This window comes from Virgibacillus sp. NKC19-16 (assembly GCF_021560035.1).
Taxonomy (GTDB): domain Bacteria; phylum Bacillota; class Bacilli; order Bacillales; family Amphibacillaceae; genus Virgibacillus_L; species Virgibacillus_L salidurans.
In genome coordinates this window covers 1,279,390-1,296,372 of the sequence record NZ_CP074373.1, presented here as the reverse complement: position 1 = coordinate 1,296,372, position 16,983 = coordinate 1,279,390, and the positions used below count along the sequence as shown (strand labels likewise).

Annotated in this window: 17 protein-coding genes; 6 read left to right on the top strand and 11 right to left on the bottom strand. The window is 38.0% G+C overall.

What is annotated here, in order from left to right; genetic code table 11:
* Positions 1-108: 108 nt before the first annotated feature.
* Entirely contained in the window at positions 109-1,008 is a 900-nt protein-coding gene (locus KFZ58_RS06795) for a glycine betaine ABC transporter substrate-binding protein (RefSeq protein WP_235794045.1), read from the bottom strand.
* 511 nt (positions 1,009-1,519) lie between these two features.
* On the opposite strand from KFZ58_RS06795, the gene KFZ58_RS06790 reads away from it, so the two are divergent.
* The 3 genes from KFZ58_RS06790 to KFZ58_RS06780 all read left to right on the top strand — a co-directional run bounded on the left by KFZ58_RS06790 (position 1,520) and on the right by KFZ58_RS06780 (position 3,882).
* The gene (locus tag KFZ58_RS06790) at positions 1,520-2,425 is read left to right on the top strand and encodes a glycine betaine ABC transporter substrate-binding protein (protein WP_235794044.1); all 906 of its coding nucleotides are present in this window, start codon (positions 1,520-1,522) and stop codon (positions 2,423-2,425) included.
* A gap of 155 nt (positions 2,426-2,580) precedes the next feature.
* Positions 2,581-2,766: a hypothetical protein gene (locus tag KFZ58_RS06785; protein WP_235794043.1), complete on the top strand. Its 186-nt coding sequence runs from the start codon at positions 2,581-2,583 to the stop codon at positions 2,764-2,766.
* 93 nt (positions 2,767-2,859) lie between these two features.
* The gene (locus KFZ58_RS06780; RefSeq protein WP_235794042.1) at positions 2,860-3,882 is read left to right on the top strand and encodes a peptidylprolyl isomerase; all 1,023 of its coding nucleotides are present in this window, start codon (positions 2,860-2,862) and stop codon (positions 3,880-3,882) included.
* A gap of 56 nt (positions 3,883-3,938) precedes the next feature.
* Here KFZ58_RS06780 and KFZ58_RS06775 read toward each other — a convergent pair whose 3' ends face one another.
* From KFZ58_RS06775 to KFZ58_RS06745, 7 genes are all read right to left on the bottom strand, one after another.
* On the bottom strand, positions 3,939-4,139 hold the full coding sequence (locus KFZ58_RS06775; protein WP_235794041.1) for a sporulation YhaL family protein: 201 nt from the start codon (positions 4,137-4,139) through the stop codon (positions 3,939-3,941).
* Between the two features lie 66 nt (positions 4,140-4,205).
* Positions 4,206-5,156, bottom strand: a complete 951-nt coding sequence (yhaM, locus tag KFZ58_RS06770; RefSeq protein ID WP_235794040.1) for a 3'-5' exoribonuclease YhaM — start codon at positions 5,154-5,156, stop codon at positions 4,206-4,208.
* Between the two features lie 107 nt (positions 5,157-5,263).
* Positions 5,264-5,812: a GbsR/MarR family transcriptional regulator gene (locus KFZ58_RS06765; protein WP_235794039.1), complete on the bottom strand. Its 549-nt coding sequence runs from the start codon at positions 5,810-5,812 to the stop codon at positions 5,264-5,266.
* Between the two features lie 50 nt (positions 5,813-5,862).
* A complete protein-coding gene (locus KFZ58_RS06760) occupies positions 5,863-8,823 on the bottom strand; it encodes an ATP-binding protein (RefSeq protein WP_235794688.1) in 2,961 nt (986 codons plus the stop codon).
* Between the two features lie 20 nt (positions 8,824-8,843).
* Positions 8,844-10,070 carry a metallophosphoesterase family protein gene (locus tag KFZ58_RS06755; RefSeq protein ID WP_235794038.1) on the bottom strand — a complete coding sequence of 409 codons (1,227 nt, stop codon included), beginning with the start codon at positions 10,068-10,070 and terminating at the stop codon, positions 8,844-8,846.
* 102 nt (positions 10,071-10,172) lie between these two features.
* Positions 10,173-11,423, bottom strand: coding sequence for an ABC transporter permease (locus KFZ58_RS06750; RefSeq protein WP_235794037.1), 1,251 nt, complete (start codon positions 11,421-11,423; stop codon positions 10,173-10,175).
* A complete protein-coding gene (locus KFZ58_RS06745) occupies positions 11,416-12,315 on the bottom strand; it encodes an ABC transporter ATP-binding protein (protein ID WP_235794036.1) in 900 nt (299 codons plus the stop codon). The genes KFZ58_RS06750 and KFZ58_RS06745 overlap by 8 nt, the downstream gene beginning before the upstream one ends.
* Positions 12,316-12,464: 149 nt before the next feature.
* Here KFZ58_RS06745 and KFZ58_RS06740 point away from each other — a divergent pair, with 149 nt between their 5' ends.
* Positions 12,465-12,650 (top strand): YhzD family protein, encoded by a 186-nt coding sequence (locus KFZ58_RS06740; RefSeq protein WP_235794035.1) that lies wholly within the window; start codon positions 12,465-12,467, stop codon positions 12,648-12,650.
* 47 nt (positions 12,651-12,697) lie between these two features.
* On the opposite strand, the gene KFZ58_RS06735 is transcribed toward KFZ58_RS06740, so the two are convergent.
* Positions 12,698-13,468, bottom strand: a complete 771-nt coding sequence (locus KFZ58_RS06735; protein WP_235794034.1) for an enoyl-CoA hydratase — start codon at positions 13,466-13,468, stop codon at positions 12,698-12,700.
* 122 nt (positions 13,469-13,590) lie between these two features.
* Positions 13,591-13,950 carry a YlbF/YmcA family competence regulator gene (locus KFZ58_RS06730; protein WP_235794033.1) on the bottom strand — a complete coding sequence of 120 codons (360 nt, stop codon included), beginning with the start codon at positions 13,948-13,950 and terminating at the stop codon, positions 13,591-13,593.
* 332 nt (positions 13,951-14,282) lie between these two features.
* Here KFZ58_RS06730 and KFZ58_RS06725 point away from each other — a divergent pair, with 332 nt between their 5' ends.
* Together KFZ58_RS06725 and KFZ58_RS06720 are read left to right on the top strand one after the other, a co-directional pair.
* Positions 14,283-15,173, top strand: coding sequence for a PucR family transcriptional regulator (locus KFZ58_RS06725; protein ID WP_235794032.1), 891 nt, complete (start codon positions 14,283-14,285; stop codon positions 15,171-15,173).
* An 89-nt stretch (positions 15,174-15,262) separates the two neighbouring features.
* Positions 15,263-16,360: an ABC transporter ATP-binding protein gene (locus KFZ58_RS06720; protein WP_235794031.1), complete on the top strand. Its 1,098-nt coding sequence runs from the start codon at positions 15,263-15,265 to the stop codon at positions 16,358-16,360.
* Positions 16,361-16,668: 308 nt separating this feature from the next.
* On the opposite strand, the gene KFZ58_RS06715 is transcribed toward KFZ58_RS06720, so the two are convergent.
* Positions 16,669-16,866 (bottom strand): alpha/beta-type small acid-soluble spore protein, encoded by a 198-nt coding sequence (locus KFZ58_RS06715; protein WP_235794030.1) that lies wholly within the window; start codon positions 16,864-16,866, stop codon positions 16,669-16,671.
* Positions 16,867-16,983: the final 117 nt, after the last annotated feature.

Here is a 16,983-nt window from a genome sequence, read left to right as displayed (position 1 = left end):
CTTCTTTCTTCGAGAAAACGATTCAAAAACTTTGCGATATCTAAAAATGAATCCATTTTGATAATCTATCAAAATGGATTCATTAGGTGTCACACCTACTATATTATTTTATTCATCTTCTATTAAATCTTCAATGGAATCAATATCCATATACTCAGGAACAACAAGACCATTCCGTGTACCGGTCAAGTTCACTCCTAAATCTTCAAAATCTCCTTCATACTCTTCATAGTAAGCCCCATGTGTTGAAGGTAGCCACGCTCCAATCATTGCATCCGCACTTCCGTCCGCAACACTAGCAAACATTGGACCTGGTTCCACTTGAATTAATTCAACTTGATAATCCAATTCATTTTCCAATACGTATTTGGCGACATTTGAACTAGCAATTACATCCGCCCAGGCAACATACGTAACTCTTACTTCCGCTCCGTTTCCAGACTCTGCTCCTTCAACCCAGGAATTAACCAAGTCTTCATTTTCTTCAACCCATTCTTGTGCAGCTTCTTGTTCTGATAATCCTTCTTCAATTTTCAACATAACGTCTTGCAGATGATCCGGCTCCCATTGGAATTGGTCAAAAAATGTATACGCACCAGGCAAGTCTTCTTCTAAACCAAGACGTACAAGAGTGTTTATATTTTCTTCACCACCATAAACCTCTTGTGGATCTTCCAACATTTTCAGATCATACTCAAAAAATTTCCAGTGAGGGATCCAGCCAGTCACAATAATCGGCTCTTCTTCATCAATTGCGCTGCCTAATTCCGTTGCCATAGCAGCACCAGAGCTCTCCCTGAGTTCCCAGTTGTCTTCAAGACCATACGCAGATAATGCGTCCTCCGTTTGCCCCATAATACCAGCCCCTGGGTCAATTCCAACGATCTCATATTCGACCGCTTCGCCAACAGAAGCATTTTCATCAGTAGCTTCTTCACTTCCTCCACAAGCTGCTAATACTATCGATAAAGTCAAAACGGACGTTATCCCTAAAATTTTTTTAAACATGTGTCTCCCCCTTGATTACATATATATGAATGTTTAGACCATTAATTAGTATACATCTTGCATTACTATAATTACAAAATCCAAAATCGATTACATTCTCTACTAAATTGTAAAGTGATAATACACTAATCATATAATATGTATCTTACTTAGAATTCCTCTGTTTTACTTTATCAAACTTCTATTATTTTTACTTTTGTAATACTTACGAAAAACCTTTAAAATGGTGAAAATAGTTTAATATGTTCATTTAGCAAGCTTTATCTTGATTAGACTATTGTTTATACTCAATATCTTGGAAATACTCATTTTGAGAATACCAGCTTATTTGATATGATTAAAAATAGTCATTTGTTGGTGCAACTGGGCACTATTACCTAGTTGTACTTTACTTAACAGGGACGTGGAACCTGCTAAGTATGCAAATATAATATCATTTAAGGGGGTTTTTTCAATATTTAAAGATCGTAAATTCAAATTTGGTTTAATAGTTTTAGTCTTGTTCCTTACGATGTTCTTAGCTGCATGTGGTGGGGATAGCAGCGAGGAAACAAGCAGTGAAGCCTCTGACGATGAGGGCTCTGAGGAAACAAGTGAAGGGCCTGAAATAGGTCAGGAAGAATTAACTCAACCATACGTGGCTTGGGCAAGAGAAACAGTTAGTACACATATGCTGGGTGCTTTGCTTGAGATGGTCGGCTACGATGTTGAACTAGCGCAAGTAGAGGCTGGGGCGATGTGGTCCAGTGTTGCTGATGGTTCAGCCGATTTCCATACATCCGCTTGGCTCCCAGCAACGCACGGAGCGTACTGGGAACAGTATGAGGAGGATATTGTTCAAGTCAAACAGGTGCTTGATGAGGCACCGCTATCTTTGGGTGTCCCAAGTTACATGGAAGATGTGAATTCACTTGAAGACTTGAAGGATAATGAAGAGCTCGGTGAAGCAGTTGATTGGCAGGTTGTCGGAATAGATCCTGGCGCTGGAATCATGGAAAATACACAGGAAGCTTTCGAAGCATACGGTTTGGATAATTGGGAGCTGACATCAAGCTCTGAAGCGGCGATGCTTACTACACTGCAGGATGCCGTTGAAAATGAAGAGCCGATTATTGTACCGCTTTGGCAACCACATTGGATTTTCGGTACATTGGATTTGAAAATGCTTGAGGATCCACAAGAAATTTACGGTGGAGATGGCGACCAGATTTTCACGGTAGCTCGCGAAGGTCTGGAAGAAGATGCCCCAAGAGCTTACAAAGTGCTCGAGCAATATGATGAAAGTTATGAGATGATTGACGAAATGATGCCGAAAGTTCATGCGGAAGATCGGGACCCCGCTGAAGTTGTCCGGGAATATATTGAAAATAACCCTGATCAAGTTGATGAATGGCTTGACGGCGTACCAAGAGAATAAGCAGTAAATGGAACAGGGCGTTGCATCGCCTCTGTTCCATTTTTATTTCGACTCAAATTTAAATCCACACTGTTCAGATCGTTAATATTTTGGTACAGTTATAATTATACATAGAAAGAGAAAGGCTAGGTATCCTTTAGGGGGAGGTTATTTTATTGATTATTTATTTTGTGATTTTCGGGCTGGCGGTCTTGCTTATTTTTAACGTTTTAAATGATAAATTTTGTAGAATAATGGAAATGAAAATAGCGGATCAGAAAAAGTTTTTTCGAGTGATTAATTTTATGCTTGTCGTCTTACTTGTGAATGGTTATGTACGAGTTTTGAATGTAATGGTTTAATTATACATAAAAACTATTTTTCTGCCACAAAACTATGGTATATTTATCAATGTGTTAGTAAAATGTAACAATAAGATTAGGAGTGTTCGTAGAATGAAAAAACTGGCAATGGCTGTAACACTTACAGCAGGCGTATTAACTTTAGCAGCATGCTCTGATTCAGGGGAAGAAACGGTTGTTGAATCAGATGCAGGAAATATTACGCAGGACGAGTTTTATCAAGAGTTAAAAGACCGTCATGGTGAAGCCATGTTGCAGGAGTTAATGACGGTACAGGTTTTAGAAAATAATTATGAAGTAGATGAAGCTGCCGTTGATGAAGAAGTACAAGCAGCAAAAGATCAGTTAGGTGAACAATTTGAAATGGCACTTCAACAGCAGGGTATCCCTGACGAAGAAGCATACCGGGAAGTAGTACGTATTAGCATGTTACAGCAACAAGCTCTTACAGAAGACGTAGAAATTCCAGAAGAAGAAATTCAAGCAGAATATGATCGCAGGAATACAGAAATTGACGCACAACACATTTTAGTTGAAGACGAAGAAACCGCAAATGAAGTGAAAGAGCAACTTGATGATGGTGCTGACTTTGCAGAGCTAGCCAGTGAATATTCAACAGATGGCACAGCAGAAGACGGTGGCAATCTTGGGTATTTCTCTGTAGGTGATATGGTACCTCCATTTGAAGATGCAGCCTATAGCATGGAAGAGGGAGAAATTAGCGATCCTGTCGCCACACAGCATGGTTTTCATATTATCAAAGTAAATGATAAACGTGAGGCAGAAGAATCGATTGGTGAATATGAAGATGTGAAAGACAGTATTCGTGATGAGCTGGCTTTAGAACAAATAGACCCAGCCGCGTCCCAGCAAAAAATGAACCAATTAATGCAAGATGCAAATATCGAAGTGCAACTTGAAGAATTTGAAGGTTTGTTTGCCCCACCGGAAGAAGCACAGCAAAATGAACAAGAATCTGGTGATACTGAATCTGAAAATGGGTCTGACAGTGAATCTGAAGGTGATTCCAACAGTGAATCTGGAGATACTGAATCTGAAGAAGGCTCAGAAGACTCCGAAACAGAAGAGAATAGCGATGAGAATGCAGAAGGGTAATAATTTCGGCACCCTTCAGCTAGGTTAAAAGGCTAATACACATGTATTAGCCTTTTTTAATCTGATATTTGCCGTTCTCTTTGTTCATTTCTATATTGGCGCTCTGCCTCCATGCGATCCATGTATACTTTCCCTTCACGCTCAATAAACTGTTGCTGGAGGCGTTGATCTGCCCGCATCGTTCTAAACGCCATATAGCCACTAAGAAATATACAAATGATCATTACAAAAACCCACCAAGGTACTCCAAGTATCATTTATATAGCCTCCCTTGTCCATCCTTATAATCCCATATATATGTACAAGGAGATGAAATAATGACTTTATTTTTCCTCGAATAGAGGTTTATAAAATGCCCGGTTATCCATAGCAAATAATCGTTCTGTAAATTCACCCGGTTTCACTTTATCTAACGCACGATTTAACATATTCATTTTTGCATCCATTAAATCAATGAGATGCAGGATTTCTGCTTCACGGACTAATGGCGGCTTTGGACTTCCCCATTCTGCTTTTCCATGATGACTTAATACTAAATGTTGTAGAATTAATACTTCTTCTTCTCCTTCAATTTGCAGTTCTTTCGCCATTAAACCGATTTCCTCCACCATCATAGGAATATGTCCTAACAACTTCCCTTCCGTTGTATAGCTTGTCGTCACTACTCCTGATAATTCTTTTAGCTTGCCAAGATCATGTAATATAATACCTGCATACAATAAATCCTTATTAAGTTCAGGGTATAAATTATGTAGCTCCCTTGCAATGGCAAGCATACTTACAATATGATGGGCCAGCCCGGAAACATATTCATGATGATTTTTAGAAGCAGCCGGGTACGTTAGTAATGCTTCTTGATATTTTTTAATAAATGCCCGAACGATTCGCTGCATTACTGGGTTCTCCATCTCAAAAATTACCTCTGTTAACTTTTCCGATAAAATTTCCTTTTCAACCGGAGCCTTTTCAACGAAGTCTGAGACCCGGACACCGTCTGTAGGTTGTGCGGGGCGTACAGACTTGATTTTCAGCTGCGCCTTCCCGCGGAACTGATTCACTTCACCACCAAGTCTGACTATTTGTTCCGGTATAAATACCGTTTCATCCTCTTTTGACGCATCCCACAGCTTTGCATCGATTTCACCTGTAGCATCTCTCAAAATTAAGGTTAAGAAAGGCTTTCCATTGCTTGCAACACCTTTGGTTGCCTCTTTAATTAACATATAACCATCAAACACATCACCAATTGCGGCATATCCAATTCCCTTTACCATCCTGAAACTTCCTCCCCCTGTTTAAAAAAGAGATTGACGAAAAAACCGGCTGATGCAACATGCATTGCATACAAACCTATTCTTTTATGTCAATCTCTGCCTGTTTTTTATTTGTTTTTTGGAATATACTCAAAAATCTCTCCGGATTCCATGACCTTAATTAACTTCATTAACCATTCATAATAATTTTTTGCATAATGCAGTCTTTCCAAATCATCTTCTATTTTACTTTTTAGTTTTTCATCTGCTGTATCAGCCATTAGCTCATTTAACTCAGCTATGGTTTCTTCGGCTTCTTCAATATTTGTTTCGGTTTGCTGGCGCCAGCGGTTACCAAATAAAGAGGTAAAGGATTTGTACCAATCTTCCTCTGACCGATATAGGTCTTTTCGAATCCCTCGCTTAAACGTGGATTCTACCATTCTCATCTCGGATAACGCCCGGACCCCTGTTGACATACTTGTTTTACTCATTACCAATGCTTCTCGCATATCATCCAGTGTCATTGGCTGATCAGCAAAATATAAGACGCCATATAATCGCCCTACAGAAGGTGTAATCCCATACAAATTCATATTTTTTGCGATGACCTGAATAAATCGTTGAATCGTTTCATCATATTTTTCCCAGTTTTTTTCTTCGTTTTCCTCTGGCAATGGATGTCCCTCCATCTGCATATTGTCTAGAAATAGTTTATCATTATTTGCTAATTTATGCGAATCGTATTTCTCAGCCGGACAATTTCAGCATTTTTTGAAGCTTCTACTACCTCTTCCTTACACGTAAAAATGATTATTTGCTGCTCTTCAGCGATTTCCTCCACGATTTCTATTATTCGCTTTGTACGTAGCGTATCAAAATGTACGAACGCATCATCTATAATAAATGGCAATCGATGCTTGTCACTCATTATCTCACTTACCGCTAACCGTAATGCTACATATAACTGATCAATAGACCCTTGAGATAATTCATTCACTGTATATCGCAGGTTGTCATTTGCTTCTACTTGAAATGGCTTATTACCAATAGGAGCATATACCTTGAGATAAGTAGACCCTGTCATTTTTTTAAAGTAATTGGACGTTCGATCGATCACTTTACTTAAATATTTATCCCGGTAATTACGCTTGGTAAGAGCAAGCATTTCCTTGGCTGTCTTCAGTATAGCCCATTGTTTCGCATGTTTATTTAATTGCTCGGTCTCCATCTGAAATCGATGTGTTGTCTCAGAAAGCGATTCAGATGATTCCAACGTCTTAAGCGTTGCATTTACATCAGCAAGTTGATGACGTTTTTCATTTATATCTGTTTCAAACTGATCGATTTTAGATTGCGACTGCTGATGAGCAACTTCCAATTCATCTTGATCCGGATTCGCTTCAAGCAGGTTTTTCAAGGAAGCTTGCGAGAAAGTAACGCTGAGCTGATCAAGGCTTTTAGTTATTGTTGCTTCGATTTCCTGTTTCTCTTCCAGTTGTTTTGATTTTCTATAAAATTCGTCTACGGTTTCTACTTGTGCAATCTCAAGTAAAGCAGTTATTTCTTTTTTATACGTATCCATCTTTTGCTTTGTTACACGTTGTTGTTCATTATTTTCTTCGACTAAATTTGCGTAGTTTTCCAGCTGTTTGATTGCTGTTTGATAGGCATTTGTTAATTGTTCAACCATTTCAAATGAATGATCCATCGATGTAGTAGGGTTTTCCCCATTTTTAGATTGTAAAAACCTGTTAACTTCCTGATGAAATACTTTCTGAATATCTTGTAGTTGATTGAATTCCTCGTAAAATTGCTGCCGCTCTCGGTCTAATGTTACTAGTTGTTTCAATTGATGGAAGAACTCTGGCCAGTAACTGATTTCGACTTCCTGCAAAAATGGATAGGTTTCATATTGCGCCCTTATTCGCGTATTTAATTGCTCCTCCCTCTCCTCAAGCATTCTGCGCTTTTCATCCATTTTAATGAACTGCACATCTATGGCTTTCACTTGTTCCTTTAAGGAATCTAATTCATTTTCACTTTTATTATGAAGCGCAAGTAACTTTTCCGCTTCTTCTTTTTCTTCATTTGTTATCTGAAACGCAGGTGCCTGAAAATCTTCTTGAAGCAGCATATTTTCTATATCTTTGATAGTGCTTTTCCCCCACAGCCATTGTACGAAGCCGATGATTAAAAATAATGGTATGAGATAGAAAAGCAATGTGCTATCTGTGATAATCCCAACTATCCCTACTAGTAAGGAAAGGAGCATACTTGTAAGTAAAATACTCTTGCTATTCTTTTCTTTGGCTTGTTTATTTTTCTCCCATTCTTTTCGTTTATCAGCTGACTCCAATTTTAGCTTTTGGACTATATTATATTGTCTCTGTTCATTCATTTTATCCTGAAGTTCATAATAACGTTCTTCTGATAGTAATCCTTCTTCTATTTCCTGCTGCTGATTGATTACATAATTTCGTTGCTGTTTTGCCTGATTTCTTTCTTGCTGCATCTGGCTTTTTTCCAAATGAAGCTGATTTGCATCATTTTTTAACTGATTCCATGTATTTTCGATGTAAAAAGGGATATCAAGCGAAGCCAAATCTGCTGCTGTTAACCCGGTGTTTAGTTCATTAAGACCTGTGCTTATTTGCGTTTCCCGTTTATTAATTGCTATCTGAAGTCTTTCGAACTCTTTTTCATTTTGTTTATATTGTTCCTTTTTACGAAGAATTTCCTGTCCATGATCGTAAACAGATTTATCTTCCAACTCTTCCTTTAGCGTTGCTATTTTTTTCTGATACTGTTTTTGATTATCCTTCCATACAGCTAGTTCACTCGTTAACGGGAGTAATTTTTCATTTATTTTCTCCAGACGATTTACACCATTTTCTGGGAAGTCAATTTCAGCCGGATAGCTTACTAATTGATTTGTGTAATGGTGATAATCATGGATAATTGGTAATGCATGTTGATGCTTTTCAATGGAAAAGAGGTTCTTTTTTTCCTGTTGAATAGTCTCTTGCATTGCTTTAATTTCGTCTGTTAAAAAAGTTGCTTTTGCTTTCTTTTCCCGGTACAATGCTTCTTCAGTTTTAAATGTATGTAGATTCGAAAAGCGTTCGTTCAATGTGTCAAGCTGCTGATTAATCATTGGTTTTTTTCCATAGGGTTTAAATAATTCGCCAATTTGATTATCTAACTTTTTTTCAATGGAGTAAATATTATTAGCCCCGGTTAAACCAATCCCGAGCAACACTTCCCCAAGATCATCCTCTTTCATTTCTTTAAGTGCATGTAAATCAAAAGCTGAAAAGGAAAAAATAGATTGATACGTGCCATAGGTCATCCCGTTCAAACGATCTTTCAACCACTCTTCATCATGCTCATTCCCATCAGCGGTTAAACATGTTGCCGCACCGTTTCTTACCTCATCCAATCGCTCAATCGTATATTTGCCTGCGGTCGGATCAATTATTGTGAGCCTTCCGCCCATTTTACCACTTGTTTTTGGACGGTAAAAATCACGCTGCTTCGGCGTAAGGCCAAATAACATAAACAGAATGAATTTCTGCAAGGTTGATTTACCGGATTCATTTTCTCCATAGATGATTATAGCTGATTCACTCGTAAATTCAATATCATAATCCACCCATTTGCCAAAACCGTATATATTTGCATGCATTAGTTTCAATCTGACTCACCTCAATCTTTAACGAGATCATTAAACAATAATTGCTGCGCTTCCGTTTTTATAAACTCTTCGTCCGTTTGATTTAACGGTTCTATATATTTTCGCGCCTGCTTGTGCTGATATAATTCCTTCATAAATGGCTGGATCGATACTTCTTCAAAATGACGGGCTAATTCTCCAATAAAATGTTCCCCTTTATATAAATCTGTATCTAATAAAGAATGATAAGTTTCAACCGAATACCGGAAAATAAACTTCCAATTTTGGTTATGGCTTACTGTTTCATTAACAAGCTCCACAACCTCATCAAGATATTTTTCATTCTCCCATTCCTTGAGTTTTGGATTATCACCAGTTAGCGTCAAGTCTATCAGCATTGGTGTAGTGGAAACCCGATTTGTCAGATCATCTTGAATTTTATTTTCGATTTGATGAACTTCCCCGCACGTCGATACATCAATCGTTAACACATGAAATTGTATGGCCTGAAGTGGAATAAACGACATATCGGCACCTGTTTCTGTTAGTACTACATGGTAACAGCCTTTTTCCCCGGTTTCTTTTCGATGTCGTCCCTGAATATTTCCAGGATAAACAATCGGCGGATCTTCCTTTAACATTTCCCGCTGATGAATATGACCAAGTGCCCAGTAATGAAAGTTACGTTCCACTAAATCACTGATTTGAAAAGGAGCATATGTGTCATGCTCTGTATTGTTCCCGACACTCCCGTGAAGCATGGCAATATGAAATGGAATGGAAGGATCCGTAATCGCATATTCATCTGCCTTTTTCGTTAACACAGCGCGATTTTCATAGCTAAAACCATAAATAGCCACCTCTGTTTGATCATCTTTTCGATATACAAATTGCCTCACCTTTTCATCCGGAAAAATATGTACATTATCAGGATAGGTAACCGGATGAATATTTCCATTTATGTAATCATGGTTTCCATGCGATGCATAGACTTGGATGTCATGGGCTTTAAGTTTTCCAAAAGCTCGCCGCAAACGTATCTGTGCCTTTAAGCTTTGTTTTTCATTATCAAATAAATCGCCTGCAAGCAGCACAAAATCAACTTGTTTATCAACCGCAACTTGCATCAAATGATCAAGCGCAGTAAATGTACTTTCCAGTATTTCCGAAAAAATATGTTCAGGTGTATCTGCTAGTCCTTTAAACGGACTATCTAAATGAAGATCTGCTGCATGGATAAATGAAATTTGCTTTGCCATTTTTACACCTCTACTCTCGAACTCTATTTTATCAAAAACGGCCTGCGAATGCACGTTCGAAAACGAAAAGGCCACTTAAAAAGTGACCTCTTTTTTAGACATCTATTCCTTCTTCGATAACATGAACGCCTTTTTCAAATCTTTTAACGAATTCGTTCCCCCATACATGAGTACTCCACCTTTATAGATACGCGCCCCAATGATTGCTAAAAGTACGATTGTTGCTACTAATAATCCAATGGATAAAGCAACTTCCCATGCTGGGATATCCAGCATTCCGACACGTAAAAACATGATCATTGGTGCGAAAAATGGAATAAAGGAAGTTATTTTAACAAGTGCAGAATCCGGCGTACTTAAGCCAAACATCGCAATGAAAAATGCAACCATAATTAACATGATCATCGGCATCATCATTTGATTGGCATCCTCCACTCTACTGACCAGTGCTCCAAGCATTGCTGCAAGTGTTGCATATAGTAAATAGCCGAGTATAAAAAATACAAACGCATAAATATATACCGAGGCAGATCCATCCTGAATTCCCAAGTATTCAAAAATACCACCTGTTAACTCATCCTGTTTTGACATAATCAATGCATATCCGATGCCAACAAATAAACCTACCTGCGCTAAACCCAGTAAAGCTATGCCGGCAATCTTTGCAAACATGTGAGTAACAGGCGGAGCACTGGATACGAGAATTTCCATAACTCTTGATGACTTTTCCGTTGCTACATCGGTTGCTATCATCTGCCCGTAAATGATAATCGCCATGTATAACACAAATAGCATGATATAAACAATTCCTCTAGTTTGACTGAGCTCCTCAGAAGTCTTTGCTGTTTCATCCAGTGCCACCGTTTCAAATGTCACTGGTGCATATATTTCCTCCAACGTTGCCGCGTCAATACCCGCCTGCTGTGTGGCCAGTACTACTTTTAATTGCTGTAGTTGTTGTTCAATAACCATTTGATTCCCGGTGCCTGAAATATCATTTGCGTAATAGATGCTTTCAGGTAATTGATTTTCATTTAAGGATAATACAATGAATGCCTGATACTCTTCCTCTTGTATAGCCGTTCTTGCCTCTTCTTCAGAGCCATTGAATGAAACAAGTTCCATGTTTTCATCTGATTGTTCCACACTTTGGCTTAAAGGCTCAAATAGTTCACCCGATTCATCTATTACAGCGATTTGATCTCTGCTATCATCCGAAAAGGCATCCACGATTGTTTGAATATTAGCGACCCCAACAATAAATAATAGTGTGATGATGGTACTTATTAAAAATGCTTTTGATTTCACACGTGTCATGAACGTATGTGACAGTATGATCCAGAATTTATTCATAAGAAGCACCAACTTTCTCAATGAAAATATCATTTAAGGTAGGCTCTTCCAGTTCAAATTTACGAACAAATCCTTTTCCCTGCAATTCCCTAAAAATTCCTTGAGAGACATCTTCATTTTCAATTTGCAGCTCACAGCCTTCTGTTACTTTTTTATAACTAACAACACCGGGATAATCTCGTAAGAATTCTAGAGGAATTGCTGCGTGAATAACTAAGTTCTTTCTACCATAAGACCGTTTTATCTCCCTTAGAGTCCCCTGAACAACTGGTTTGCCTTTATGTAAAATGCATAAATGCTCACAAAGTTCTTCCACATGCTCCATTTGATGGGATGAGAATACAATCGATGTGCCTCTTTCTTTCAAATCAATAACAGCTTCTTTCAGCATTTCTACGTTAACCGGATCCAGCCCGGAAAACGGCTCATCCAAGATTAGTAGTTTAGGTTTATGAATGATTGCAGAAATAAATTGGATTTTTTGCTGATTTCCCTTCGATAATTCTTCTATTTTTTTATCCATGTATTCCGGCACTTTGAATCGCTTGAGCCATGCTTCTAATTCTGTGACCACTTCACTTTTACGCATCCCTCGTAATTTGCCGAGATAAATAATTTGATCCCTCACCTTTAATTTTGGGTAAAGTCCTCTTTCCTCTGGCAGGTAACCGATCAAATGACTTTTGTCATAGCTAATCGTGTCACCATTCCAGGTAATTTCTCCTTCTGTAATGTCCAATAACCCTAAGATCATACGGAAGGTTGTTGTCTTTCCTGCGCCATTTCCACCTAAGAATCCAAACATCTCTTTTTCCGGTATTTCAAGTGAAAGATGATCTACTGCCGTATGTTTGCCAAACCGTTTCGTTACATCTTTGATTTTCAACGTCAACTTTCTCTCCCCTTTCCCATACAAATATAATACTATACGTTTTTACTTATTAATAGTTTCATTTTTTAAAAATAATGACTTTCTCATTTAAGCAGGATTTTTGTAATTTATCAAGAATACTAATACTAGCAGGTCAAGGAGGTTTTACGATGAAAACATATGCATTAACTGTTTTTGCACAAACCGGCGAAAAGTTATTGGATGAGTCTTTTGAGGCTGGAAACGATGACGAAGCAAAGAAAATCGGCCAATCACGTTTGGAGAAAGAAGGATACAGCGAGCATACCCATCGCTGTGTAACCCCGGACGGGAAATTAATATTATTTCATCGGTAAGAAAGAGCAAACGACTTCATCCATTTTTCCATGAAGTCGTTTTTCTCCTATTTACCTTTAAATTTCGGCTTTCTTTTTTCTAAAAATGCCTGTACACCTTCCTGGTGGTCCTCCGTATGTCTTAACTCCCATTGTGCTTTTCTTTCTTCCTCCACATAGTATTCGAGTGTCTCTTTTTGTTTCGAATGATATATCATTTTTGTTTTAAGCATTGCCGTTAATGGTGTAGCTAGAAGCCTTTGCCCCATGTCTGTTGACTCTTCAACTACTTGTTTATCTGTCAGTATATCGACAAGCCCCATTGCCTTTGCTTGCTCACCACCTACTTGTTTTAAACCCCAGGTGAATTGCTTGGCCTTATTGGTACCAAGACGCTCTTTCAACAGAAAATGTCCTCCCCCATCTGGTGCCAAACCAATTCCAATGAATAGCATCCCTAACTTCGATTTATTTTGGGCAATGACGTAGTCTGCCGTTAATGCTAAACTCAAGCCTAACCCGGCAGCAGATCCCTGGACAGCTGAAATGACAATCTTTGGCATCATATATAGTTTTAGCACAATTTTTCCTATAGTACTCATTACGCCATCAAAAAATTCCTTATCCGCAAAATCCTTCATCATTCCGACATCTCCTCCAGCGGAGAAGGCATTCCCATATCCGGCCAAAATGACAACTTTATCGTCATTCTTTTCAACCGTCTCTGTTACCTCAAGTAATCTTTCCAGCATTTCTTTATCTAATGCATTATAGCGATCGGCACGGTTTAGATAAATATAGGATATATTGTTTTGACTTTCCATTATTACAGTGTCCATATAAACAACTCCTTTTTTGATGTTTATCTATCTCAACCTATTCGACATTGTTTTGGATATTCCTGCTTAAAAACAATAAAAAAAACTCACAGAATCAATCAAATCCTGTAAGTTTCTTCTTATTATTCAGTTGGTTCTTCCGGGCTGCCATACAGCTCTTCTAATGGTGCAGTAATAATACGGCTCACATCATTGATCACTGTGTTCAAGCGCTGTTCCTCTTCCATTAATTTGGAAATTTCACTATGCTGTTGAACGAGTTCGACAACTTGTTGAGCTTTTTGTACCTCTTCTTCCGTGATTTCCTGTCCCTGCATTTGTTTTTCCTGTAAACTCATTTGGGTATCACGGAAATTATCAAACATTTGCTTTGCAGATTCGTCAGCCATCACCGCTTCATAGGCAACTTGCAAATTTTTAAACTCATCACTTTCACGAATTGCTTTTTCTAAGTCATACGCGCTATCATAAATATTTGGCACGACACTACCTCCTTAAGTTATTCTAAAAGTAACTATAACAAACGTAAAGATTCATGTATACTAATTCGTGAAATATCAATGAAATCGGGTATGCCTTTTCTAATATAAAAAGGCTCTTTTCGTAAGTATTTTGCTTTAAATCTTCGTAGTTGATGTAAAAGACGACATAAGTGCTATAAACGCCATTCGGGTCAGCGAAGTGTGTTTCCGGAGCGAATCCCTGCTCTCAACTAGCGTTTCCAAATGAATTTTCACTATGTCGTCTTTTATATCTTTTGTATCAAAAGCAACAATCTTATAGAAAACAGCCTACAAAAGAGAGGTTTTTTAACATGTTAAAACAATTGCAAAATATTTTTCCATCCATGATTATATATAGCGATGATTTCAATAAGGCAACCGGAAATTACCAATGGTTTATCACAGAAACGAACGAAATTATCGGAATTGATAAAAGTGAATTAACAAAGAAAGATACATCGATATTAGCTGCTTTTCTGACGCCCTATGATATACAATTTCCCGTACCTACAGAACATGAAAAGACGTGGAAAAATCGAATAAACAACGGAGCCCTGATCGAAGCGGTAACTCCCTATCGATTTGTCTATTTTTCCATTAAGAAAAATCAAACAGACCCAAAATTATTTAAAGAAGCCCTTGATGAATTTTTCACAAAACCCGCCCCTATTTTATGGGAAAATGAACATGAAGGCATAATAATTGAAGAACAAACAGCTGATACAGAAGAAAACATTTCTTACGGTCAAATTATTGATGTATTAATGAGTGATCTGTATGTAAAAATTAAATTTCTGGTGGGGCCATATTTGGATAATCTAAAGAATATAGACCAGTATTACCATTCATTTATTAAGGGCGCTAAAACGGCATTTGCATACTCGGATAAATCCGTTATAACCTATATCGATGCTATTTCCTATATTCTCCTGGATCTAACAGACGTGCAATTACGAAGTGAAATAACTGCAATCGTTCTAAAAGAATTTAAAACGAATGAAGACGTCCTACATACAATCAAAACCTTTATCGAATGCAATTTAAATGTATCACTTGCGGCAAAGGAATTATATATGCACCGAAACAGTCTGCAATATCGATTGGATAAATTTATTGAAAAAACAGGTGTGGATATACGGCAATTCAACCAAGCAATGATTGTATATTTAGCGATACTGGCAAACATGCACAAAAGTGACTAATATATTTGGTCATGTTTCCTATTCCTTATTTACCTCTCTTTTTATACAATTAAGTTAATAAATCGCTTACATAAATGGAGGAGATACTAATGGCTGAATTACGTATGGAAAACATACAAAAGACCTATGACAAGAATGTTATTGCAGTAGATGATTTCAATTTAGACATAACAGACAAAGAATTTATTGTGTTTGTTGGGCCATCTGGCTGTGGGAAATCAACGACATTACGGATGATTGCTGGCCTGGAGGAAATTTCAGAGGGTGAACTATACATTGATGACCGAAAAATGAATGATGTTGCACCGAAGGATCGTGACATTGCAATGGTTTTTCAGAACTATGCGTTGTATCCACATATGAACGTTTATGATAATATGGCATTCGGATTAAAACTTCGTAAATTTAAAAAAGATGAAATTGAGGCTCGCGTTAATAATGCTGCCGAAATTTTAGGACTGGGAGCGTACCTGGATCGTAAACCAAAAGCACTGTCAGGTGGGCAACGTCAGCGTGTTGCTTTGGGACGTGCTATTGTTCGGGACGCCAAGGTATTCCTAATGGATGAGCCTTTATCCAACTTGGACGCTAAATTACGTGTACAAATGCGTGCTGAAATACAAAAGCTGCACCAACGCTTAAAGACAACTACAATCTATGTAACCCATGACCAAACAGAAGCTATGACAATGGCAACCCGCCTTGTTGTTATGAAGGATGGATTTATTCAACAGGTCGGAGCACCAAAAGAGGTTTATGACAAGCCTGATAATATATTTGTTGGCGGATTCATCGGTTCTCCGTCTATGAATTTCCTTACTGGAAAATTAACTGATGGCCAATTTGAAATGGAGGAAATAAAAATAAAAATCCCGGAAGGTAAAATGAAAATGCTGCGTGATCAGGGGTATGTTGGCAAAGAGGTTACACTTGGCATTCGCCCGGAAGATATTCATGACGAACCAGCATTTCTTGATGCTTCACCAGATACAAAAATTACCGCAGAAATTGATGTTGCTGAATTAATGGGAGCAGAAACATATCTATACTCAAAAGTAAAAGAGCAGGACTTTGTTGCGAAAGTTGATTCACGATCAGATATTACCGGAGGCGCAAGTATCGACTTAGCATTTGATTTGAACGGTGCACATTTCTTTGATCAGGAAACTGAATTACGGATAAGATAATTGTTCCCATGGCGACGTTAGAGACATCATTTTCAGTTTTACGGTAGCCATGAACTACCCATGACGACGTCAAAAGCATCATTTTTCGGGGTTATGGTAGTCATGACGCTCTCAGTGACCAAAGCGGCCTTCAAAGCTTGTCCTAGTTTAGATCAAAGGGATTATAAAGCCCAGAAATGAGCAGTAGCGATTCTTTTCAGTACGTATGATATCTGTGCTATATATTAAAATAGAGGGAAAGCTGTCTGAAAGCTTTCCCTCTATCAATTAACTCACTTAGAGGTTGATACCTCTAATAGCCATTGTTATTAAGATTGTCCATTCATTTGTTGTTGAGCAGTTTGAACAAGTCTTTTCGTGATTTCTCCACCAACAGACCCGTTAGAACGTGAGGTTGAATCAGCACCTAAATTAACGCCAAATTCTTGAGCGATTTCAGTTTTCATTTGATCAAGTGCTTGCTGTACGCCAGGTACAACTAGTTGATTTGAATTGTTATTAGCCATGTTTTTCACCTCCCTGTAATCAATAGTGTGAGCAAATTACTTCAACTTATCACAAATTATCGTTGGTAAATTGTTCAAAAAAACGGTTGCCCCGTCATGAGTGGGACAACCGTTTTT